The organism is Actinomadura sp. 6N118 (assembly GCF_044326415.1).
Lineage (GTDB): Bacteria > Actinomycetota > Actinomycetes > Streptosporangiales > Streptosporangiaceae > Spirillospora.
Window position 1 is genome coordinate 502987 of sequence record NZ_JBIRAZ010000007.1, and the last position, 16579, is coordinate 519565.

15 protein-coding genes are annotated in these 16579 nt (G+C 68.7%); 5 read left to right on the forward strand and 10 right to left on the reverse strand.

Going from position 1 to position 16579, the window contains the following annotated elements; translation table 11 throughout:
• Positions 1-15 precede the first annotated feature (15 nt).
• The gene (locus ACH34W_RS21230) at positions 16-831 is read right to left on the reverse strand and encodes a glycosyltransferase family 2 protein (RefSeq protein WP_395962660.1); all 816 of its coding nucleotides are present in this window, start codon (positions 829-831) and stop codon (positions 16-18) included.
• An 11-nt stretch (positions 832-842) separates the two neighbouring features.
• Positions 843-2453, reverse strand: a complete 1611-nt coding sequence (locus ACH34W_RS21235) for an MFS transporter (protein WP_395962662.1) — start codon at positions 2451-2453, stop codon at positions 843-845.
• Between the two features lie 135 nt (positions 2454-2588).
• On the opposite strand from ACH34W_RS21235, the gene ACH34W_RS21240 reads away from it, so the two are divergent.
• Positions 2589-3650 (forward strand): DUF3068 domain-containing protein, encoded by a 1062-nt coding sequence (locus tag ACH34W_RS21240; RefSeq protein WP_395962663.1) that lies wholly within the window; start codon positions 2589-2591, stop codon positions 3648-3650.
• A gap of 152 nt (positions 3651-3802) precedes the next feature.
• Complete coding sequence (locus ACH34W_RS21245; RefSeq protein ID WP_395962664.1) at positions 3803-4912, forward strand: NAD(P)H-dependent flavin oxidoreductase; 1110 nt, start codon at positions 3803-3805, stop codon at positions 4910-4912.
• A gap of 41 nt (positions 4913-4953) precedes the next feature.
• Here the strand turns inward: ACH34W_RS21245 and ACH34W_RS21250 are convergent, their stop codons facing one another.
• Positions 4954-5364, reverse strand: coding sequence for a VOC family protein (locus ACH34W_RS21250; protein ID WP_395962665.1), 411 nt, complete (start codon positions 5362-5364; stop codon positions 4954-4956).
• 41 nt (positions 5365-5405) lie between these two features.
• On the reverse strand, positions 5406-5837 hold the full coding sequence (locus ACH34W_RS21255) for a helix-turn-helix transcriptional regulator (RefSeq protein ID WP_395962666.1): 432 nt from the start codon (positions 5835-5837) through the stop codon (positions 5406-5408).
• A gap of 39 nt (positions 5838-5876) precedes the next feature.
• On the opposite strand from ACH34W_RS21255, the gene ACH34W_RS21260 reads away from it, so the two are divergent.
• Together ACH34W_RS21260 and ACH34W_RS21265 are read left to right on the forward strand one after the other, a co-directional pair.
• Positions 5877-6812, forward strand: a complete 936-nt coding sequence (locus ACH34W_RS21260) for a DMT family transporter (RefSeq protein WP_395962667.1) — start codon at positions 5877-5879, stop codon at positions 6810-6812.
• Between the two features lie 192 nt (positions 6813-7004).
• A complete protein-coding gene (locus tag ACH34W_RS21265; protein WP_395962668.1) occupies positions 7005-7595 on the forward strand; it encodes a Uma2 family endonuclease in 591 nt (196 codons plus the stop codon).
• Between the two features lie 13 nt (positions 7596-7608).
• Here the strand turns inward: ACH34W_RS21265 and ACH34W_RS21270 are convergent, their stop codons facing one another.
• The 3 genes from ACH34W_RS21270 to ACH34W_RS21280 all read right to left on the reverse strand — a co-directional run bounded on the left by ACH34W_RS21270 (position 7609) and on the right by ACH34W_RS21280 (position 9769).
• On the reverse strand, positions 7609-8760 hold the full coding sequence (locus ACH34W_RS21270) for an MFS transporter (RefSeq protein ID WP_395962669.1): 1152 nt from the start codon (positions 8758-8760) through the stop codon (positions 7609-7611).
• A 195-nt stretch (positions 8761-8955) separates the two neighbouring features.
• Positions 8956-9381, reverse strand: coding sequence for a hypothetical protein (locus tag ACH34W_RS21275; RefSeq protein WP_395962670.1), 426 nt, complete (start codon positions 9379-9381; stop codon positions 8956-8958).
• 127 nt (positions 9382-9508) lie between these two features.
• On the reverse strand, positions 9509-9769 hold the full coding sequence (locus ACH34W_RS21280; RefSeq protein WP_395962671.1) for a hypothetical protein: 261 nt from the start codon (positions 9767-9769) through the stop codon (positions 9509-9511).
• A 404-nt stretch (positions 9770-10173) separates the two neighbouring features.
• Between ACH34W_RS21280 and ACH34W_RS21285 the strand changes: the two genes are divergently transcribed.
• Complete coding sequence (locus ACH34W_RS21285) at positions 10174-10695, forward strand: hypothetical protein (RefSeq protein WP_395962672.1); 522 nt, start codon at positions 10174-10176, stop codon at positions 10693-10695.
• A gap of 398 nt (positions 10696-11093) precedes the next feature.
• Here the strand turns inward: ACH34W_RS21285 and ACH34W_RS21290 are convergent, their stop codons facing one another.
• From ACH34W_RS21290 to ACH34W_RS21300, 3 genes are read right to left on the reverse strand one after another with little or no spacing between them, the layout of a single operon-like run.
• Positions 11094-12368 carry a hypothetical protein gene (locus ACH34W_RS21290; protein ID WP_395962673.1) on the reverse strand — a complete coding sequence of 425 codons (1275 nt, stop codon included), beginning with the start codon at positions 12366-12368 and terminating at the stop codon, positions 11094-11096.
• The gene (locus ACH34W_RS21295; protein WP_395962674.1) at positions 12365-13312 is read right to left on the reverse strand and encodes a hypothetical protein; all 948 of its coding nucleotides are present in this window, start codon (positions 13310-13312) and stop codon (positions 12365-12367) included. Before ACH34W_RS21295 ends, ACH34W_RS21290 begins: the two co-directional genes overlap by 4 nt.
• Before the next feature lie 3 nt (positions 13313-13315).
• Positions 13316-16261, reverse strand: coding sequence for a tetratricopeptide repeat protein (locus ACH34W_RS21300; protein WP_395962675.1), 2946 nt, complete (start codon positions 16259-16261; stop codon positions 13316-13318).
• Positions 16262-16579: the final 318 nt, after the last annotated feature.

Below are 16579 nucleotides of genomic sequence, written 5' to 3' on the forward strand. Positions count from 1 at the left end.
GGTCATTCGAGGGGGTCATCCGAGGGCGGAGTCATCCGAGGGGGCATCCGAGGGCGGACTACCGGAGGGGCGGCGGGAGCCGCGGAGCAGGCCCAGGGCCTCGGAGATCTTGAGTGCGACCAGGCCGGCTACATGGTGGGGCGAGCCCTGCCGCAGGAGCGTGCGCACCGAGCGGGCGCGGCTGAACGACCGGGCGTGCGGACGGGACCGGTACGCGGGGAGCCAACGGCCGTAGTAGCGGCGCTTGCGATAGGCGGAACGGAGCGTGATCCGGCCCTCGTCGTGCCAGACGACCGCCGTCACCCGGCCGATGCGCAGACCGGTCGCGGCCACCCGGTCGGCCAGGTCCCAGTCTTCGAAGGCGCTCAGCCCCTCGTCGTACCCGCCGACCTCTTCCAGTGCCGAACGGCGGAACACGCGGGCCGCCTCCACCGTCTCGTCGCCGAGGTAGGACCGCTTCTCGACGGCCCGGCAGCGGGCCAGGAACCCTTCGCCGAACGAGAGTTCCGGGATGACGAGCCCGCCGAGGTCGGGTTCGGTGGCGAAAATCTTGACCGCCTGTTCGACGACCTCGGGCTCCAGGACCATGTCGGAGTCGACAAAGGCGATGATCTCGCCCTCGCCGGTCCGCCAGCCGTGGTTGCGCTGGGCGCTGCGTTCGGGCCCGTGGTCCGCCACCACGTCCGCGTGCGCCGCCGCGATCTCGGGGGTCGTGTCGGTGGAGGCGTTGTCGACCACCACCAGCTCCACCGCGTGGGTCTGCGACCGCACGGAGGCCAGGCACCGCTCCAGCGTGCGGGCGGAGTTCCGGGTCGGGACCACGACGGTCACCCGTATCGGCGTCAGCGCGGCCTCCCATCCAGTGGGCGTGGAGTCTCGACGGCGTCGATGAAGGGTAGTTTGTCGGCTTCGTCCGGTGCGACGGGTTCGTCCGATGCGATGCGTCTCGGTAGCAAACCGGAGAGTGCGGCGGCGAGCAGCAACGCGAAGCAGCTGAACGCCAGGGCCCGCGGTGTCCCATCCGGTGTGACGGTGGACGGAGCCTTGGCCGCGCCGAAGAAGAGGAGTCCGGCTGCGGCGACGCCGAGGACGCCGCCGAGCTGGGTGATGGAGTTGAAGACGCCCGAGGCGGCCCCGGCGCTGTGGTGGGGCACGTTGCTGATCACCGCGTTCGCCAGGATCGGCAGTGCGAAGCCCATGCCGAGACCGGCCACGAAGAGCCACGGGACCAACGGCCAGTGCGTGAGCTCCCGGCCCTCCGCCAGCGTGAGGACACTGAGACCGCCCAGGCCGAAGGCCATGATCAAGGTGCCGGCGCCGACCAGGAGGCGGGCGTGGCGGTGGCCGTGCCGGTGCGTGAACTGCGCCGTGCACGCGACCCCGGCGGGCCAGGCCAGGCCGGTCAGGGCCACCCGCATCGGCGACCAGCCGAGGCCGAACTGCAGCCCCCACGTGAGGGTGATGAAGCACGCGGCGACGCCGGAGAAGAGCGCCAGCGTGAGGATCAGCCCGGCGGTGAAGGAACGCTGGGCGAACAACTGCGAGGGTACGAGGGGGCTCGCGCTCCTCCGCTCATAGGCCGCGAACAGGAGAAGGGCGGGCAAGGTGCAGACGAGGAGCGCCACAGACCACCAGGGCCAGCCGTACTCCCGTCCCTGCACGAGGGGGAACATCAACAGCAGCGACGCCACGCTGATCAGCACGACCCCGACAGGGTCGAGCCGCGGCGGCGGCTTGGCGCGGGAGTCGTCCATCCACCGCGCGGCCCCGGCCAGCGCCACCAGCCCCACCGGGATGTTGACGTAGAAGATCGCACGCCAGCCCAGGGCGCCGAAGAGGCCGTGCTGGGTCAGCAGCCCGCCCAGAATCGGCCCGCTGACCTGGGCGATGCCGAGCAACCCCCCGTACAGGGTGAACGCCAGCGTGCGCTCGCGCCCGGGTGCGAACTGCACGGTGATCACCGACAGCGCCTGCGGCACCATGATCCCGGCGAACGCGCCCTGGGCGGCGCGGGCACCGATCAGCATGCCGGGGGAGATCGCCGCCCCCGCCACCACCGAGGCGACCGTGAACCCGACGATCCCGGCCAGGAAGACCCGCCGCCGCCCGAAGATGTCGCCGAGGCGCCCGCCCGTGATCAGCAGGAGCGCGTAGCCGAGGGCGTACACCGCGGCCATCCACTGCCCGGCGGCGGTGCCGGCGTGCAGATCCCGCTGGATCGCCGGCAGCGCCACGTTCACGATCGTCACGTCCACCAGGTCCATGAACGTGGCAAGCAGCACGGCGCCGAGCGCCAGCCAGCGCCGACCCGGAAGCGCGGGCCGGCGCAGGCCCGGAAGCGTCGGCCGACGCCGACCCGGAAGCGCGGGCCGGCGCCGACCCGGAAGCGCGGGCCGGCGCAGGCCCAGAAGCGCGGGCCGGCGGCGGTCCGGAGTGCGGATACCGGTGTTCACGGGGGCCGCCTTCAGCGGAATTGGCTTATTGGACGAGGGGTTTGAGTGGTCCTGTAGGGTAACGCGCACACGCCGGGGTCGGCCCCTCGTGATCGTGAAAAGACGTGTCGTGAGAAGCCCGCCGGGAGGTTGGACATGCGCCGGACGTTCGGCCTGGTCCTGATCGTTTTCGGGGCGTTCTTCCTGACGCTGGCGCCGCTGGTGCGGTTCTATGTCGCCGACCAACTGGTGCGTGCGCCGCTCAACCGTTACCAGCGCACCACGCTCGAGGCGCCGAACGCCACCTACTTCGACACGGCGACCCTCAAGATGCGCAAGGGCGTCACGCTCGTCGCCGAGAACACCGTGCGCGGCGACGTCCGTGCCAACAACGGCAACGGCGACATCGCGGTCTGGGACTCGTCGACCAACATCTTCGACAAGGCCGTCCCGGACAAGATGATCGAGGTCCAGGGCTACCGGATCGCCTTCGACCGGCGTTCGTCGGAGCTGGTCAACTGCTGCGGCACCAACATCGGCGGCGACACCAAGGTGCAGATGAGCGGCTACGGGCTGCTCTTCCCGGTGGCGAACGTGGAGAAGCGCGAGTACCCGTTCTTCGACATGACCACTCGCCGCGCGGTCCCGATGCGCTTCGAGGCCGAGGAAAAGGTGCAGGGCATCACCGCCTACAGGTTCACCCGGCAGGTCCCGGTCACCATGACCCAGAAGGTCAACTTCAAGATGCCGGGCGACTGGCTCGGGCTGGGCAAGAAGAGCCCCGCCCAGAAGGTCGACCGCTACTTCCAGTCGACCATCACCCAGTGGGTGGACCCGCGTACCGGCGTCCCGGTCAAGGTCCGGCAGGCGATCCACAGCTTCGTGCAGACCCCGGACGGCCGGGGGAGGATGACGGTCGCGTCGGCCGATCTCCGGACCACCGTGCAGGGTGAGAAGAGCCTGGTCTCCCAGGCCGACAAGGCCGCCCTCATGATCGCCGCCGTCCGGGTCTACGTGCCGGTCGGCTCCCTCTTCCTGGGCCTGATCATGCTGCTCCTGGGCGCCATTGCGGGAATGCTCGCCGGCCGGAAGGCCGCGCAGCCGCCGAAGAAGCCGGTCCGGCGGGCGGACGGCAAGTTCGGCGAGGTCCAGCCGGCCGGAGCCGCGCCTCTGCCGGCCGAAGAGAGACCCGCGCCTCCGCCGATCAGGCGCAACTGACCTCTGCCTTCCCACGACCCCGCGGCCTCGGCTGCGGGGTCTCGTTCGCTGATACGTGTTCTAACGACAGAGATCAGCGGCACTCGCAGGCAGCCAAATACACAAAGTAGAACCTGTTGCAGTTTGCTGATCGGGGCCCTATCGTTCGGGGTGTGCGGACACGAGTCACCGAACTATTCGGCATTGAGTACCCGATCTTCGCGTTCAGTCACTGCCGCGACGTCGTCGCGGCGGTGAGCCGCGCCGGCGGCATGGGCGTGCTTGGCGCGCTGTACTTCACCCCCGAGGAGCTCGAGCTCGAGCTCAAATGGATCGACGAGAACGTCGGCGGCAAGCCGTACGGCGTGGACGTGGTGATGCCCGCCAAGTACGAGGGCGCCGACCTCGGCGACGCCGACGAGCTGCTCGGCAAGCTGCAGGGCATGATCCCGAAGGAGCACCGGGAGTTCCTGGAGAACCTCCTCGCCGAGCACGGCGTCGAGCCGTCCACCGAGAAGGCGAACAAGGCGCTCCTCGGCTGGACCGACCAGACCGCCCGGCCCCAGGTCGAGGTCGCCCTCAAGCACCCCATCGCCCTGCTGGCCAACGCCCTCGGCCCGCCCCCGGCCGACGTCGTGGAACTGGCCCACCAGCACGGCGTGAAGGTAGCGGGCCTGGCGTCCAACGCCCGCCACGCCCGCAAGCAGGTCTCGGTCGGCGTGGACATCATCGTCGCCCAGGGCACCGAGGCCGGCGGCCACACCGGCGACGTGTCCACCATGGTCCTGATCCCCGAGGTGGTCGACGCGGTCGGCAAGGACACGATCGTCCTGGCCGCCGGCGGCATCGGCCGCGGCCGCCAGCTCGCGGCGGGCATGGCCCTCGGCGCGGACGGCGCCTGGACCGGCTCGATCTGGCTGACGGTCGACGAGGCCGACACCCCCGAACGGGCGATGCCCAAACTGCTCAACGCCACGTCCCGCGACACAGTGCGCTCCCGCGCCTGGACGGGGAAGCCCGCCCGCTTCCTCAAGACCGCGTGGACCGAGGCCTGGGAGAGCGAGAAGTCGCCCGGCTACCTCCCCATGCCCATGCAGTTCATGCTGGTCGCCGACGCCCTGCCCCGCATCGCCCGCTCGGGCGACGGCGAGCTGGTCACCTTCCCGGTCGGCCAGATCGTCGGCTCGATGAACCAGGTCAAGCCCGCCGCCCAGGTGGTCTACGACCTCATCGAGGAGTACGTCGAGGCCATCGAACGCCTCAACACCATCACCGAAGCCTGACAACGGGACGCTCCGGCCGCCCACCCGGCCGGAGCGTCCCGTCACCGCATCTCGGTGAGGCGGATGCTGTTGCCCGAGGGGTCGCGAAAGGCCGAGTCGATCCCGTACGGCCGTTCGTCAGGCTCCTCGGTGAACTCCACCCCGCGCGCCGACAGCTCCTTGAACGCCGCACGGCAGTCGTCGGTCGAGAGGAACACTGTGCCCGCGAAGCCCTTGGCCACCAGATCCCGCACCTGGTCCGCGGTCGCCGGGTCCATCACCGGCGGTCCCGGCACCGCCATCAGCACGATCGACACCTCCGGCTGGTCGGCCGGCCCCACCCCGAGCCAGCGGAAGCCCATCTCGGGGAGCGTGACGTCGAAGCGCACCTCCATGCCGACCTTCTTCGTGTAGAAGTCGAGCGCCTCGTCCTGGTCGTGCACCCACAGCTGCGCGTTGGCGATCCTGATCATTTGGGTCCTCCCCGTTCCGGTTCGATCAGCACCGACGCTATTCAGCGAGGTGGGGCCGCGTCTTCTCGAAACGTCCGGTTTTGCGGACGCCCATAAATGCGCAGGACGCATGCGGGTATCAGCGCGAAATCAGCGGCAGGCGGGAAGGAGGCGCGATAGGCCGTCGGCGACATCCCGTACACGCGGCTGAAGCTGGTCGTGAACGAGCCGATGCTCTGCAGACCCACGCTCACGCAGATGTCCGCCACTGACCGGTCGGTCGTGCGCAACATGGCGGCGGCCCGTTCTAGCCGCCGGGTCAGCAGATAAGCATGCGGCGTCTCCCCGAAGGCCCGCCGGAACTCCGTGCTGAAGTGCGCCCGCGACAGTCCAGCCGCCCGCGCGAGATCCTCCACGGTCAGCGGCTCGAAGAACCGCCTGTCGGCCAGGTCTTTGGCGCGCACGAGATGCCGCGCAGGCGGAACGGAGACCACCTTCCCAGTATGGACCCGCCCTCTGCTATCCATATCGGGATGGTCGATTGCGCCGAAAAGCCCCCGCCCCCCGCCGTACGCAGCCGCGCGGCGGGTCGTTGGGTGGGGCTCGGCATCGCGGTCGCGTTCGTCCCGATCTGGAGCAGCGGCTACATCGCCGGGACCATCGGGGCACGCAGTGAGCCCTCGCTGGCCTTGGTGGCGTGGCGGTTCCTGATGGCGTGCGCGGTCCTGGGTGTGGTCTCGCTGGTCACGCGTGCTCCCTGGCCGACCAGCCCGCGCGTGTACGCACACCTGCTGATCACCGGGATCCTGCTCCAGACCGTGCAACTGGGCGGCGTCTTCCTCGGCCTCGGCCACGGCGTTCCTGCTGGGCTGTCCGCGCTCATGCTCAGTGCCTGCCCGCTGATCGTCGCCGCCGCCGCGGTCCCGCTCTTCTCCGAACGGCTGACCGGCCGGCAGTGGATCGGCATGGGCGTCGGCCTGCTGGGCGTGGCGATCTCGGTGAGTGAGAGGCTCTCCGGCGGCGGACGGCTCTCCGGCTATGCGTTCACCGTCCTCGCGTTGGCCGGTCTGGCGGCTGGAACGCTCTACCAGAAACGCTTCGGGCACTCCGTGGACCTGCGCACCGGCACCACGATCCAGTTGCTGGGCGCCACGCTCACCATCTTCCCGCTGGCGGCCGGGTACGGCGGGCTGGACATCCCCATGGACGCCGCCGCCCTCGGCTCGCTCGCCTGGCTGGCGATCGTCAATTCGATCGGCGCCCTGATCCTGCTCTTCGTCCTGCTCCGCCGGAGCCCAGGCGGGGTGGCGACCAGCCTGCTCTACCTCGTGCCCCCAGCCACCGCGCTCCTGGCGGTCCCGATCCTCGGCCAGGGCCTGACCCTCAGCATCGTCCTGGGGATGGCGGTGTCGGGCATCGGCGTCGTGTTCGTCATCGTCTCCAGGCCTGCGTCACCTGGAACGACGTGACCAAGAGAGCGTTCACGTGATTTTCGATTCCGATCTCACGGCACGTAGTCGAACGATAGAGTCAATACTCAGTGTGTTGAGCTGATCACGAAGAGGTGTCCTGCGATGTCGGCTGCCGCTGAAAGCGCGTCCTACGACTCCTGCTCCGTGCCGGTCCCTATGCTGGAGGGACAGCCGGAGAGGGGGTGTGGCATGACCGCCGGTGCGGAGCATGACCCGAGGTGCGCCCACGAGCAGGCGCTTCTCGACGGGTTCCTGAAGCTGGACACGCCGGAGGGCTATCGCGCGGAGTTCATCGAAGGGGAAATCGTCGTGTCGCCACCCCCCATTGGAGACCACGAAATGATCTTCTCCCGCATCACCTGGCAGGTGATGCGGGAGTCTCGCATGGACATGGATGTCTCCGGCAACAAGGGTCTGGAACTGGCGCGAGGGTCGCGCTGCACCAAGAATCACCTGATCCCGGACGCCGTCTTCGCGCCGAAGGACCTGGATCTGTTCGCCGGAGCCGAGTCGTGGATGCCTTCGGACGGTGTCGCGATGGTGGTCGAGGTGACCTCGGGTAAGCCGGAGAAGGATCGGGGTGTCAAGCGGCACTGCTACGCCAAGGCGGGCATTCCGCTCTACCTTCTGGTCGACCGGGCGGACCGTGTGGTGGCCCTGTTCAGTGAGCCCGACCGCGATGCGGAGGACTACCGCGAAGACATCCGGCTGACTTTCGGGAAGGCGATCGACCTGCCTGAGCCGTTCGGTTTCACGCTGGAGACGAACGAGTTCCAGTAGGTGGACATGCTCGTCATCGTTTCCAGGCCAGCGTCGCCGCCGCCAGGACCGCGAGCAGCCCGCCCAGCACCATGACGGTCGAGGTGGATGTCGCGTCCACGACCACGCCGCCGAGGAGCGCGCCGAAGGACAGGGTCGCTTGAAACGAGGAGGTGAACACGACCATCGCCGCCTCCTGGGCTTGAGGGGCCGACCTGGTGAACCAGGTCTGCGAACAGACCGGCACCGCTCCGTATGCGAGTCCCCACACCACGAGCAGCCCCAGACTCCAGGCGCCGGCCACCGGCAGCAGCAAGGTCGCTGCGGCCAGGGCGCAGGCGCTGCCCGCGAACGTGCTGCGGAGGCTTCGCGGGATCGCCGCGCCCGCGACGAAGTTGCCCGCGATGCCCGCCACGCCGTAGGCCAGCAGGAATGCGCCGACCAGGCCGGCGTCCACGCCTCCGACCTGCTCCAGGAACGGGGTGACGTACGTGTACGTGCTGAAGTGCGCCGTCACGATGAGTACCGTCGCCGCCAACCCGACCCGCGCTTGAGGTGCCCGGATCACCTGCCAGAGCACGTTCAACCGGGTCACTTGTGTGACGGGCAGCGGAGGCAGGACGAGGACGAGCGCCGCCAGGACGCCCAGTGTGAGGAGTCCCATCGCTAGGAAGGACGTTCTCCATCCGGCCAGGTGCCCGACGAACGTTCCCGCCGGAACGCCCAGCACCGACCCCAGCGGCACCGCTGCGAAGATGACTGCGGTCGCCCTGGCCACCGACCTCTCGGGGACCAGCCGTCCGGCCAGTCCCGCCCCGATCGACCAGAAGCCGCCGATCGTGAGCCCCACCAGGACCCGCGAGACCAGCATCATCCAGTAGGCCTGCGCACTCGCCGCGAGGAAGTCCGCGACCGCAAGCACGGCCATGAGCACGCACAACATCGTCCGCCGGTCGATCCGCCCGCTGGCGACGGTCACGGCGGGCGCCGCCACCGCCGCGACGAAGCCCGGGATGGTCATCGTCAGCCCCGCTGTCCCGGCTGAGATCCCGAACTCGTCCGCGATCGGCGGGAGCAGGCCGATCGGGAGGATCTCCGTGGTGACGATCGAGAAGATCCCCATCATCACCGCGACGACGCCGAACCGGCTCTTCCACGTGGCCGCCGGGCTGATCGTTGTGGTCATGCCACAAGTCGATCAACGACGCGGGGGCGGAGGCTGGCAAATATCCGCCGCCTACGTGGCCTGCGAGGGTGACGTCGCTTTCTCGCTGACTGGAGGCATACCGAACGGCCCGCGGTGGCGCGGGCGCGGGCCGTTCAGAAGGTGGCTCGGCGCGCCTGCTCGGATCAGAGCGGGTGCCGGCAGGCGCGCCGACGATCAGAAGCGGATCAGCCAGGAGACGACGCGCGCCATCGCGTAGTAGACGGCTGCGGCGATGCCCCAGTTGAGGTAGAGCTGGCGTTCGGGGTCGGAACGGGTGAACGCGTCGTGGAACGGGGTCGCGAGCCAGCGTCCGGCGTCGAGGGTCGCGTCCACCAGCGTGTTGCCCGGGTTGGCGTCGCCCCACGTGAGCAACATCCCGAGCACGAGGATCAGGGTCGCCGCCCAGCCCGCAGCCATGATGATCATGCTGACCGGGTTGGTCCGGCGGCGAGGCCACCGGCGCGGCCCGCGTTTGACGACGACGGTACGCGTCGCGCCGGCCTCGGCGGTCGTACGCCGCGGCCAGAGCCGCTGTCGCAGGGGCGGGCGCTGCTCCGCGACGGGCTCTTCCTGCCGCTTGCGTCCTAGGTTCAGTGCCATGATCAGTCGCTCCTCCTGTGACACATGCGTCTGGTGCCATTGCCACGGGAGGAGACGGCATTCAGGGAGCCGGTTTTAGGGGGGCCCTAATGCTGGTTTGGGTGCCTGCTCCGACCACTCAATCCCTTCACGGCGTGGTGCCGAAGAGTTCGGTCATGAGCTCATCGTGCGATTTGGCGCCAGGGCGACCGCTGGCCTCCCACTCGTCCAGTTCCGCTGCCGCCGCGGCGAGCTTCGGCCGCATCCCGGGCCTCAGGACCGGCTGCGTCCTCGAGTTCCCGAGCCGCCGGAAATCATGGTGCGGCACCACGACGGCCCGGACCTCGCCTCCGGCTTGGGTGACCTCGTACGCGCCCGTATCCAGGAAGGATGTCTCGACCGGCTCCACGCTCAGGGCTCAAACGTACCCGCGTTGCGTGGAGGTGATCACGGGCTGCCGCGCTCCGTGACTTTGGATGTTGTGCTGGAACAGGTGCGCGGTCATCTCCGGCCGGTCATCCAGATCGGCAGGATGGACAGGCGTGGTGTAGATCAGCTACCGGCACGCCACGTCCGGAACCGGACGACGTAGGGGATCCGCCAGGAGTTGGCGGGGGTCTGTTCTAGCCTGACTGCGATCCGACCGATGGATGCCTAGGGGCTGCTATGGCGGAGCGCTGGATCACCAAAGATGGTCGGCGAATCCCAATCGGAGGCGGTAGTGGAGGCACGACCGTTGCGGTCGGGCTGGCCGCGGCCATGATCGTGGGGAGTGGAGGAGTCGCCGGTGGGGCGGGAGGTTCCTCTGTCGGCGTGGAGACCGTCAAGGTTCAGAAGGCGCAAGCGAAACGTTCTGCGCGCAAGGGCGACGCCGACGAAGCGTGGCGGCGTGTCGGAATGCGGCGGTTGAGACAGTCGGTCAGTCGGCGGAACCTAGGGTGTGTGCGCGCCACGTTCGGGGAAGTGCAGCGATCTCTCATTCGCAATCCGTGTACCTCGCTGGACCGAAAGTTGTTCGCCATCGCCGATCGGCGGGGGAACACCGCCCTTGTATCGGTGGCTTGGGTGAGGTTCCACACCAGCGGTGCCCGGAGACGGTTTCAAGAGGTGATCGACGTATACGGCACCGGCGACATCAAGCCGCTGACCGCGAACCTGCTCGGCCTGGCCGACATTCGATTCACCGGTCGTTACTACCATTCGATCCACCAAGGTGCGCGTCTCACCGTCGCCGAAGCCGAGGCTGTCAGGGGCACCTTCGATCCCAAGGTGCTGGATGGATTCGCCGAGATCGCCGCCGAGCTACCGAGTCCACCGGGTCAACCGCGGCGCTGACCCACGGCTGCACGACGGTCGGTGGCGTGATGCCAGGGGTGCTCTTGGCCGCGGCCCACCGAAATTTGGTGACGGTGGCACTGCTTGGGCCGCTGCAAATTCCCGCTGAGCGGGTTCCGTATCGCAGCACAGCCCGCTGCGCACTAGACGCCCCGTGAGGTGGACACCCTCGACAATGGATCTTGGATCCGTGAGGGGAGTTCTGGGTGGTACGTCCGTCCAAGTACGGGGATGAGTTCAAGCGCGATGCGGGCGCTGGTCCGTTCGACAGGTCGGTCGTACGCGTCGTTCGCGCGTGGGTTGGACGTGAGTTGGGCGTCAATCACGAGACGCTGCGGACCTGGTCCGTAGTGCAAGGCTTGGCATACCAGCGTGGCCGGGCGGTGGGTCAGGTTGGCTCAGCAGGTTGCCAGCAGGTTCCGCAGGGTGGTTGCACGTTGGTGCAGGCCGGTCGCTGACGCCTCCATATCGTAGGACGACAGCAGGTTGTCGACGGCGGCCTTCGCCGCGGGGAGTTCCCGCCTGGCGAGTACGCGAGCCTCGGCGAAGTGCAGCAGCGTCAAGGCGATGTCGTGTGCGGCGCACAGGTGACGAGACGCGAGCTGCTCGGCCAGCGCACGTGCCTCCGCCGTGGCATCGAGGAGATCGCCGGGCTGTGCCGTCTTCCGGCTCAGCAGCACGAGTACCAGGTTGTTGAGCGACCGCAGCAGCTGGGGACCGTACGTGTCGGGCTTTCCAGACGTGAGGCCACGCCGGATTGAAACCGCCTCGGCCAGGCTCGTTTGGGCCGTGTCGAGGTCTCCCATGCGCAGGCCCAGGAACCCGAGGTTGTTCAGCGCCGCCGAGAGTCCGGGCAGGTGCGTCCCCGGGTCAGCGGCCGCGAGGTCCCGCCGGATGGCGACGGCCTCGGTGACAATCGCCCGACCCGCCGTCTGGTTGTCCTCGAATCGCAGGGCGCCAAGGTTGTTCAGGGTCATCGCCAGGTCGGGCAGTTCGGCGGGGTCGCGTTCGGCCAGGGATCGCAGAACGTCGGCGTGCTCCGTGAGCAAGGACATCGCCTCAGCCCGATTCCCCTCGTTCAGCGCAATGCTGGTGTACGCCTCGAGCATGGTCGACCGCATGCGTGCGCAGGTGGAAATCACTTCGTCATCGGCAGCGGCGAGCGTAGCCGCTTCACGAAGACATCGCAGCGCCTCCTCACGACGGTTCAGCCCCAGCGAGATGCGGGCGCGTTGGTAGAGGCAAAGCGCGAGTGCGTTGTCCCGGTCCTGTTGGAGTAGCTCTCTGCTGTGATCGAGCGCCTCGTCGAGGTGGGTTACCGCTGCCTCTAGGTCTCCGTCCCGCTCTAGTTGGAGGGCTAGTTCCGTGAGCGATTGGACGAGCGCCGACCGGTACAGCCGCGGATGTACGGGCGTGAGCATCCGGAACAGGTCGGTCCGCTGGTGTGGGCCGTCGGCTAGTTCTGCGACCAGCGGGGCCGCCTTCTGCATCTCGTACTCGATCGCGAAGAGCAGCTCGTCGCGGGTTTCTGCGGGCGGCGGTGGTGCCAGCCGCCGCGAGGCAGCCACCGCGGCCCGATGGGCGGGCACCATGTCCCGCTCGTATCGGGCCAGGTAATCCCTGGCCTCGGGGTTGTCAGCTGCGGCGGCACGCCAGATCTCGTCGAGGCTCATTCGTCCTCGAAGGCGATTCCCGGCGTCCGTTGCTGGACGACGACGCTGATGCGGCTCATAGCGGCGTGGCGCAGGTCCTCGATGCTCTCGCCGAGATTAGCGACCAGGGCATCCCGAGTGTTGGAGGGGGTGTCGAGAATGCCGAGCAGCAACAACGGGCCGTTGACCGTGATGGCGCCGTGCACCCAGGCGTACATCTGCGCCTGCCGCATCTCTGGCCGTTCCACCCATTCGAACGGGCGGAACGCGCCGACCGGAGTGTCCTGGAAGCGACGCAACGCCCTGATGATTCTCAGCGAGAGCCCCGATCGTACGGCCTCGAAGCAGGCCGTTACCGAGTCGTCGGGCAGGTGGAGCAGCGCCAGCAGTACGTCCGGGGTGAGCAGCATGCGATCACGGTCGCGGCATGCCTCGTAGGCGGCACGGAGCACTTCGCGAACCCGGCCGTCCGGCGGGATCGTGCGGGCCAGCGTACGCATGCTGTGGCGCAGGTCCGCGAGGTGCGCAGCGGCGACCGCGGGAAACAGCGGGTTGCCGTCGCCGTCCACGGCCGTGTGCAGCGCCTCCTCGGCGACGCCCCGCAGCATCCGGTCGATGAGCTTCTCGAATGGAAGCGGGAACGTCTGCGAGTCGAGTCCCTGCTCCGTGGCGATCTCTCGCCACCGCCGCATCGTCGCGTCCTTTCCGGCCTCTTCGGGTTCCAGCAGCGGTAGGTCACCCTCCGCAGCAGCGCTCACCATCTGTTCCAGCAATCCCACTGCGTGTACCAGGTCGAGGCCCGTGGTCCCCTCGTCCGCTGATACTTCGTCGACCGCGCGCTGTATGGCGCGCCGGTAGACGCCGTCCAGGGCGCGCCGCCGAGCGGAGCCCAGCGTGGCACGCACGGCGTACCTCGACAGGGCAGAGCCCGCAGTGCCAACTGCGCGCACCACAACCGGGTCCATCGATCACGCACCTCCACCGAGACTCAGACTCTGCTGGGCCGCCGCGCTGGCCGCGTCCGCGTCACCAAGGTCTTCATGGCACCGGGCAAGCAACTCGAACGCGCTGGGCTGGACTGGATCGATGACCAAGGACCGCTGGACGGCGTCAATCGCACCGGCAGGATCGCCGGTGGCTCGCCGCACCTCTGCCCACAACAGCCAGGACTGGGCATCGGCGGGCCACCGCTCAATGCATACCCGAGCCGCCTCGGTAGCTTCGTCCAACTGGCCGAGACGGACGTACTGCCAGGCAAGCAACTGCCGGAGGGCCGGGGCGTGCGGGCTGGACGACACCTCGACAAGCAGGTCGGCGAGAAGATCCTCATCGCGGCCCGCGAAAATCATCTCCATGGGAGTGTCGCCGCGGGGGTCGTAGTGGGCGCCCGCGGAGGCCGCCAAGCCGGTCGTGGCGCGCAGCAGGAACTCCAGTTCCTCGAGATCCGGGGTGCCACCGCCGCCGTATGTCAGGACGCCGGGACCGGCAGTCTTGTGGAAGGCCACGAGAGCCCGGTCACCGAAGGTCGGCATCCGTGTCGACCGGACGTGGGCCAGCAGCCCACGCGGTGCCAGGGCGTTCACGTCAACCGGTTCGAACCCGAGCCGCGCGGCGAGGATGGCCATCGGTTCGGCGAGCCGGTCGTCGGGAAGCTCTGCCAGAAACAGCTGCTCGAGGCCGGATATGTCGACGATCGCGTGGCCGAGACGGTCGGCGGCTTTTCGAACGAGCCCGTCGAATTCGGGTGAGCGCAGCGGCCTCGTCGGCGCGCTCACGGCACAGCCACGGCAGCGCAGCGGCACGCCTGGGACACGGTCGGTCAGGACCAGCACACCGCAGGCCGGGCACTGGTGATAGTACGGTGGGATCTCTCGACGCCGACAGATCGACCCCCTCGTCTCGATCACGGCGCGGGCCTGGGCCAGCGAGTCGGCAAGGCGGTCGAGGTAGGCAGGGTGCTCCGGCGCGCCGAAGAAGTCGAAGCAGTGGAACCCACCCGACAGATACACCCGTACACCGAGGAACAGCTCGCCGTCGCGGGCGACCGCGTAGCCCGCGGCGACCTCGGGGTTGCTCAGCGGATCGGGTTCCCCAGGTTCTCCGAGGGTCAACTCGAAGCCGGACGGAAGCTCGTCCCGAAGGTCGCTGAACCGGCCGCTAGGTTCGGCTTCGGACGAGGAGGGCTGGGCTATCCGCGGGGCGACCACCGGTTCCTCTGGTGCCGCCATGGCCGTGGCGAGCCGGTGTGCCTCCTCGGCGATGTCAGCGGCGCTCTCGGGCCAAGTCTCACGCGCCTGAACCGCGAAACTATGGGCCTCCTCCGCGGACTTGCCGCCGACCAGCAAGCAGGCCCAGACGCGAGCCGCCCATTCAGGACTCATGTGTCCCTGCTGACCCAGCTGTTCCAGTACGGCCCAGGCAACGGCTGTCTGGCCGAGGTGATCCATACAGACCGCAGCAAGATGCATGGCCGGGAGCATCTCGTGCGGAGCCAGCCGGACCGCGCGCCTGTAGACGGCCTCCGCCGCGCGGTAATCGCCGGTTCCCTCGTACGCCTGGCCGAGGTTGGCCCAAGTTTGATAGACGTCCGGCCGGAGCTTGCAAGCCTCCAGGAGGAGCGGCAGCGCGTCGGCATGGTCGCCCCGCTCCAGGTACACGGTGGCCAGGTTCATCATGACCATCGCGCGTTCGTCGTCGAATCCGTCGAGCACCGTGCGCCCCAGCAACTCGATCGCCTCGTCATATCGGCCGAGACGCTTGAGCGACAGCCCTTTCCCGTTCTTGCACGACAACCTGACCTCGCGGCCGGGATCGCCGTCGAGCGCGCGATCGAAGGCTGCGATGGCCTCCTCATCCCGTCCAGCCAGCGAGAGCGCGTGTCCGCGACGCGCCAGCACGGCCGGTGTGACCAGGAACTCCGGCAGCCCGTCGGCCTCCTCGATCGCCAGGTCGTACTCCTGGAGATTGGTCAGGCTTTCTAGACGCGCCTCGGTCAGCAACGGTGCCAGCACCTCCAACTGGAGCTGAACCCGCGCTGTGACGTCCATGATCTGCGCGGTGAGGCCGGGTGCGTGGCGCCCGGCCGTCCGCAGGATGGCGAGGTAGACGTCCCCGAACGAGGCCGGGCGCCGGCGGGGGTCGGCGGCCAGGCAGTCCCAGGCGAGGGCGGCGAGACCGTGATCCGGCTCCGGCAGCGGATCTCCCTCCCGCGGGAGGCCGCCGGTCAGCAACTCCCAGAGCAGGACGCCGAAGGCGTAGACGTCCGATGACACGCTGGCGGCGGACGGGTCCGCCCGCAGTTCCGGCGAGCGATATGCCGGAGTACTCGTGATGACGTGGGCCTCGCCAGCCGCGCGAGCCAGGCCGAAGTCGGAGATGTAGGCGACCTCGTCGGAAAACAGAACATTCTCAGGCTTGAGGTCGCCATGGACCAGCCCGGCGACCCTTTCTCCGGCCAGGTGCATGCCAAGCGCGACCTGCGCGGCCAGGAAGGCCGCACGCCAAGGATCCGGCGTCTCCCCGCCCACGACGTCGCGAAGGGAGCGCACACCACCGAGCACGGCAGGCATGAGGACGAAGGGGCGGTCCTCCACGTTTTGAAATCCCAGCACCGGCATGATGTGCGGAACCCCCGCAAGCCGGGACCAGAGGCGCACCTCGCGCAAATAGGCGGCACGGACCTGCGGCTTGAAGAAAAACCGGCGCTGGAAGGTCTTGTACGCGATCGCGCCGCCGGCCGACGCAGGCGTCTCGTCCGAGCCGCGGCGGCGGCAGATCAGAACTTCACCCATCCCGCCGCGCCGGATCTCCAGGATGTCAAGATCATCGCCGAGCTGCCCGAACGGGCCGGCAGGACTGGGCAGCGGGTCGGTGCTGGCGAAGAGGTCCGCCAGCGGGTCACCCGGCGTCTGCATCCATCCAACCTACTTCCGGACGGGGCCCTCCCGGGGTGGCTTTGCGTGCAAGGGGGGCCGCGAGGCCGGGGCTCTCCCCGAGGGAGTAAGGGAAGGGAAAGCCCGCCGGGTGTGGGGCGGATTCCGGCCCCGCGAACCCCCGGCTCATCGATCAGCTATCCGAGTAGCCGGCCCAGGGAATCCTGATCGGGCACCATCACGCGAAAGTGCGCTTCGAACAGCTCTCGCGGAGGGCGCAGGGACCACCACAGGGGTGCCCTCCGCGTTCGCGGAGTGCGGGTCCATGAGGTGGCGCAAGTAGACGCGGCCGAGGACTTC

Bases quoted from the DNA above. Each gene is read 5' to 3' on its own strand.
- ACH34W_RS21240 (WP_395962663.1), top strand. From the start codon at position 2,589: ATGCGCCGGACGTTCGGCCTGGTCCTGATCGTTTTCGGGGCGTTCTTC.
- ACH34W_RS21250 (WP_395962665.1), bottom strand. From the start codon at position 5,364: ATGATCAGGATCGCCAACGCGCAGCTGTGGGTGCACGACCAGGACGAG.
- ACH34W_RS21260 (WP_395962667.1), top strand. From the start codon at position 5,877: ATGGTCGATTGCGCCGAAAAGCCCCCGCCCCCCGCCGTACGCAGCCGC.
- ACH34W_RS21265 (WP_395962668.1), top strand. From the start codon at position 7,005: ATGACCGCCGGTGCGGAGCATGACCCGAGGTGCGCCCACGAGCAGGCG.
- ACH34W_RS21270 (WP_395962669.1), bottom strand. From the start codon at position 8,760: ATGACCACAACGATCAGCCCGGCGGCCACGTGGAAGAGCCGGTTCGGC.
- ACH34W_RS21275 (WP_395962670.1), bottom strand. From the start codon at position 9,381: ATGGCACTGAACCTAGGACGCAAGCGGCAGGAAGAGCCCGTCGCGGAG.
- ACH34W_RS21290 (WP_395962673.1), bottom strand. From the start codon at position 12,368: ATGAGCCTCGACGAGATCTGGCGTGCCGCCGCAGCTGACAACCCCGAG.
- ACH34W_RS21295 (WP_395962674.1), bottom strand. From the start codon at position 13,312: ATGGACCCGGTTGTGGTGCGCGCAGTTGGCACTGCGGGCTCTGCCCTG.
- ACH34W_RS21300 (WP_395962675.1), bottom strand. From the start codon at position 16,261: ATGCAGACGCCGGGTGACCCGCTGGCGGACCTCTTCGCCAGCACCGAC.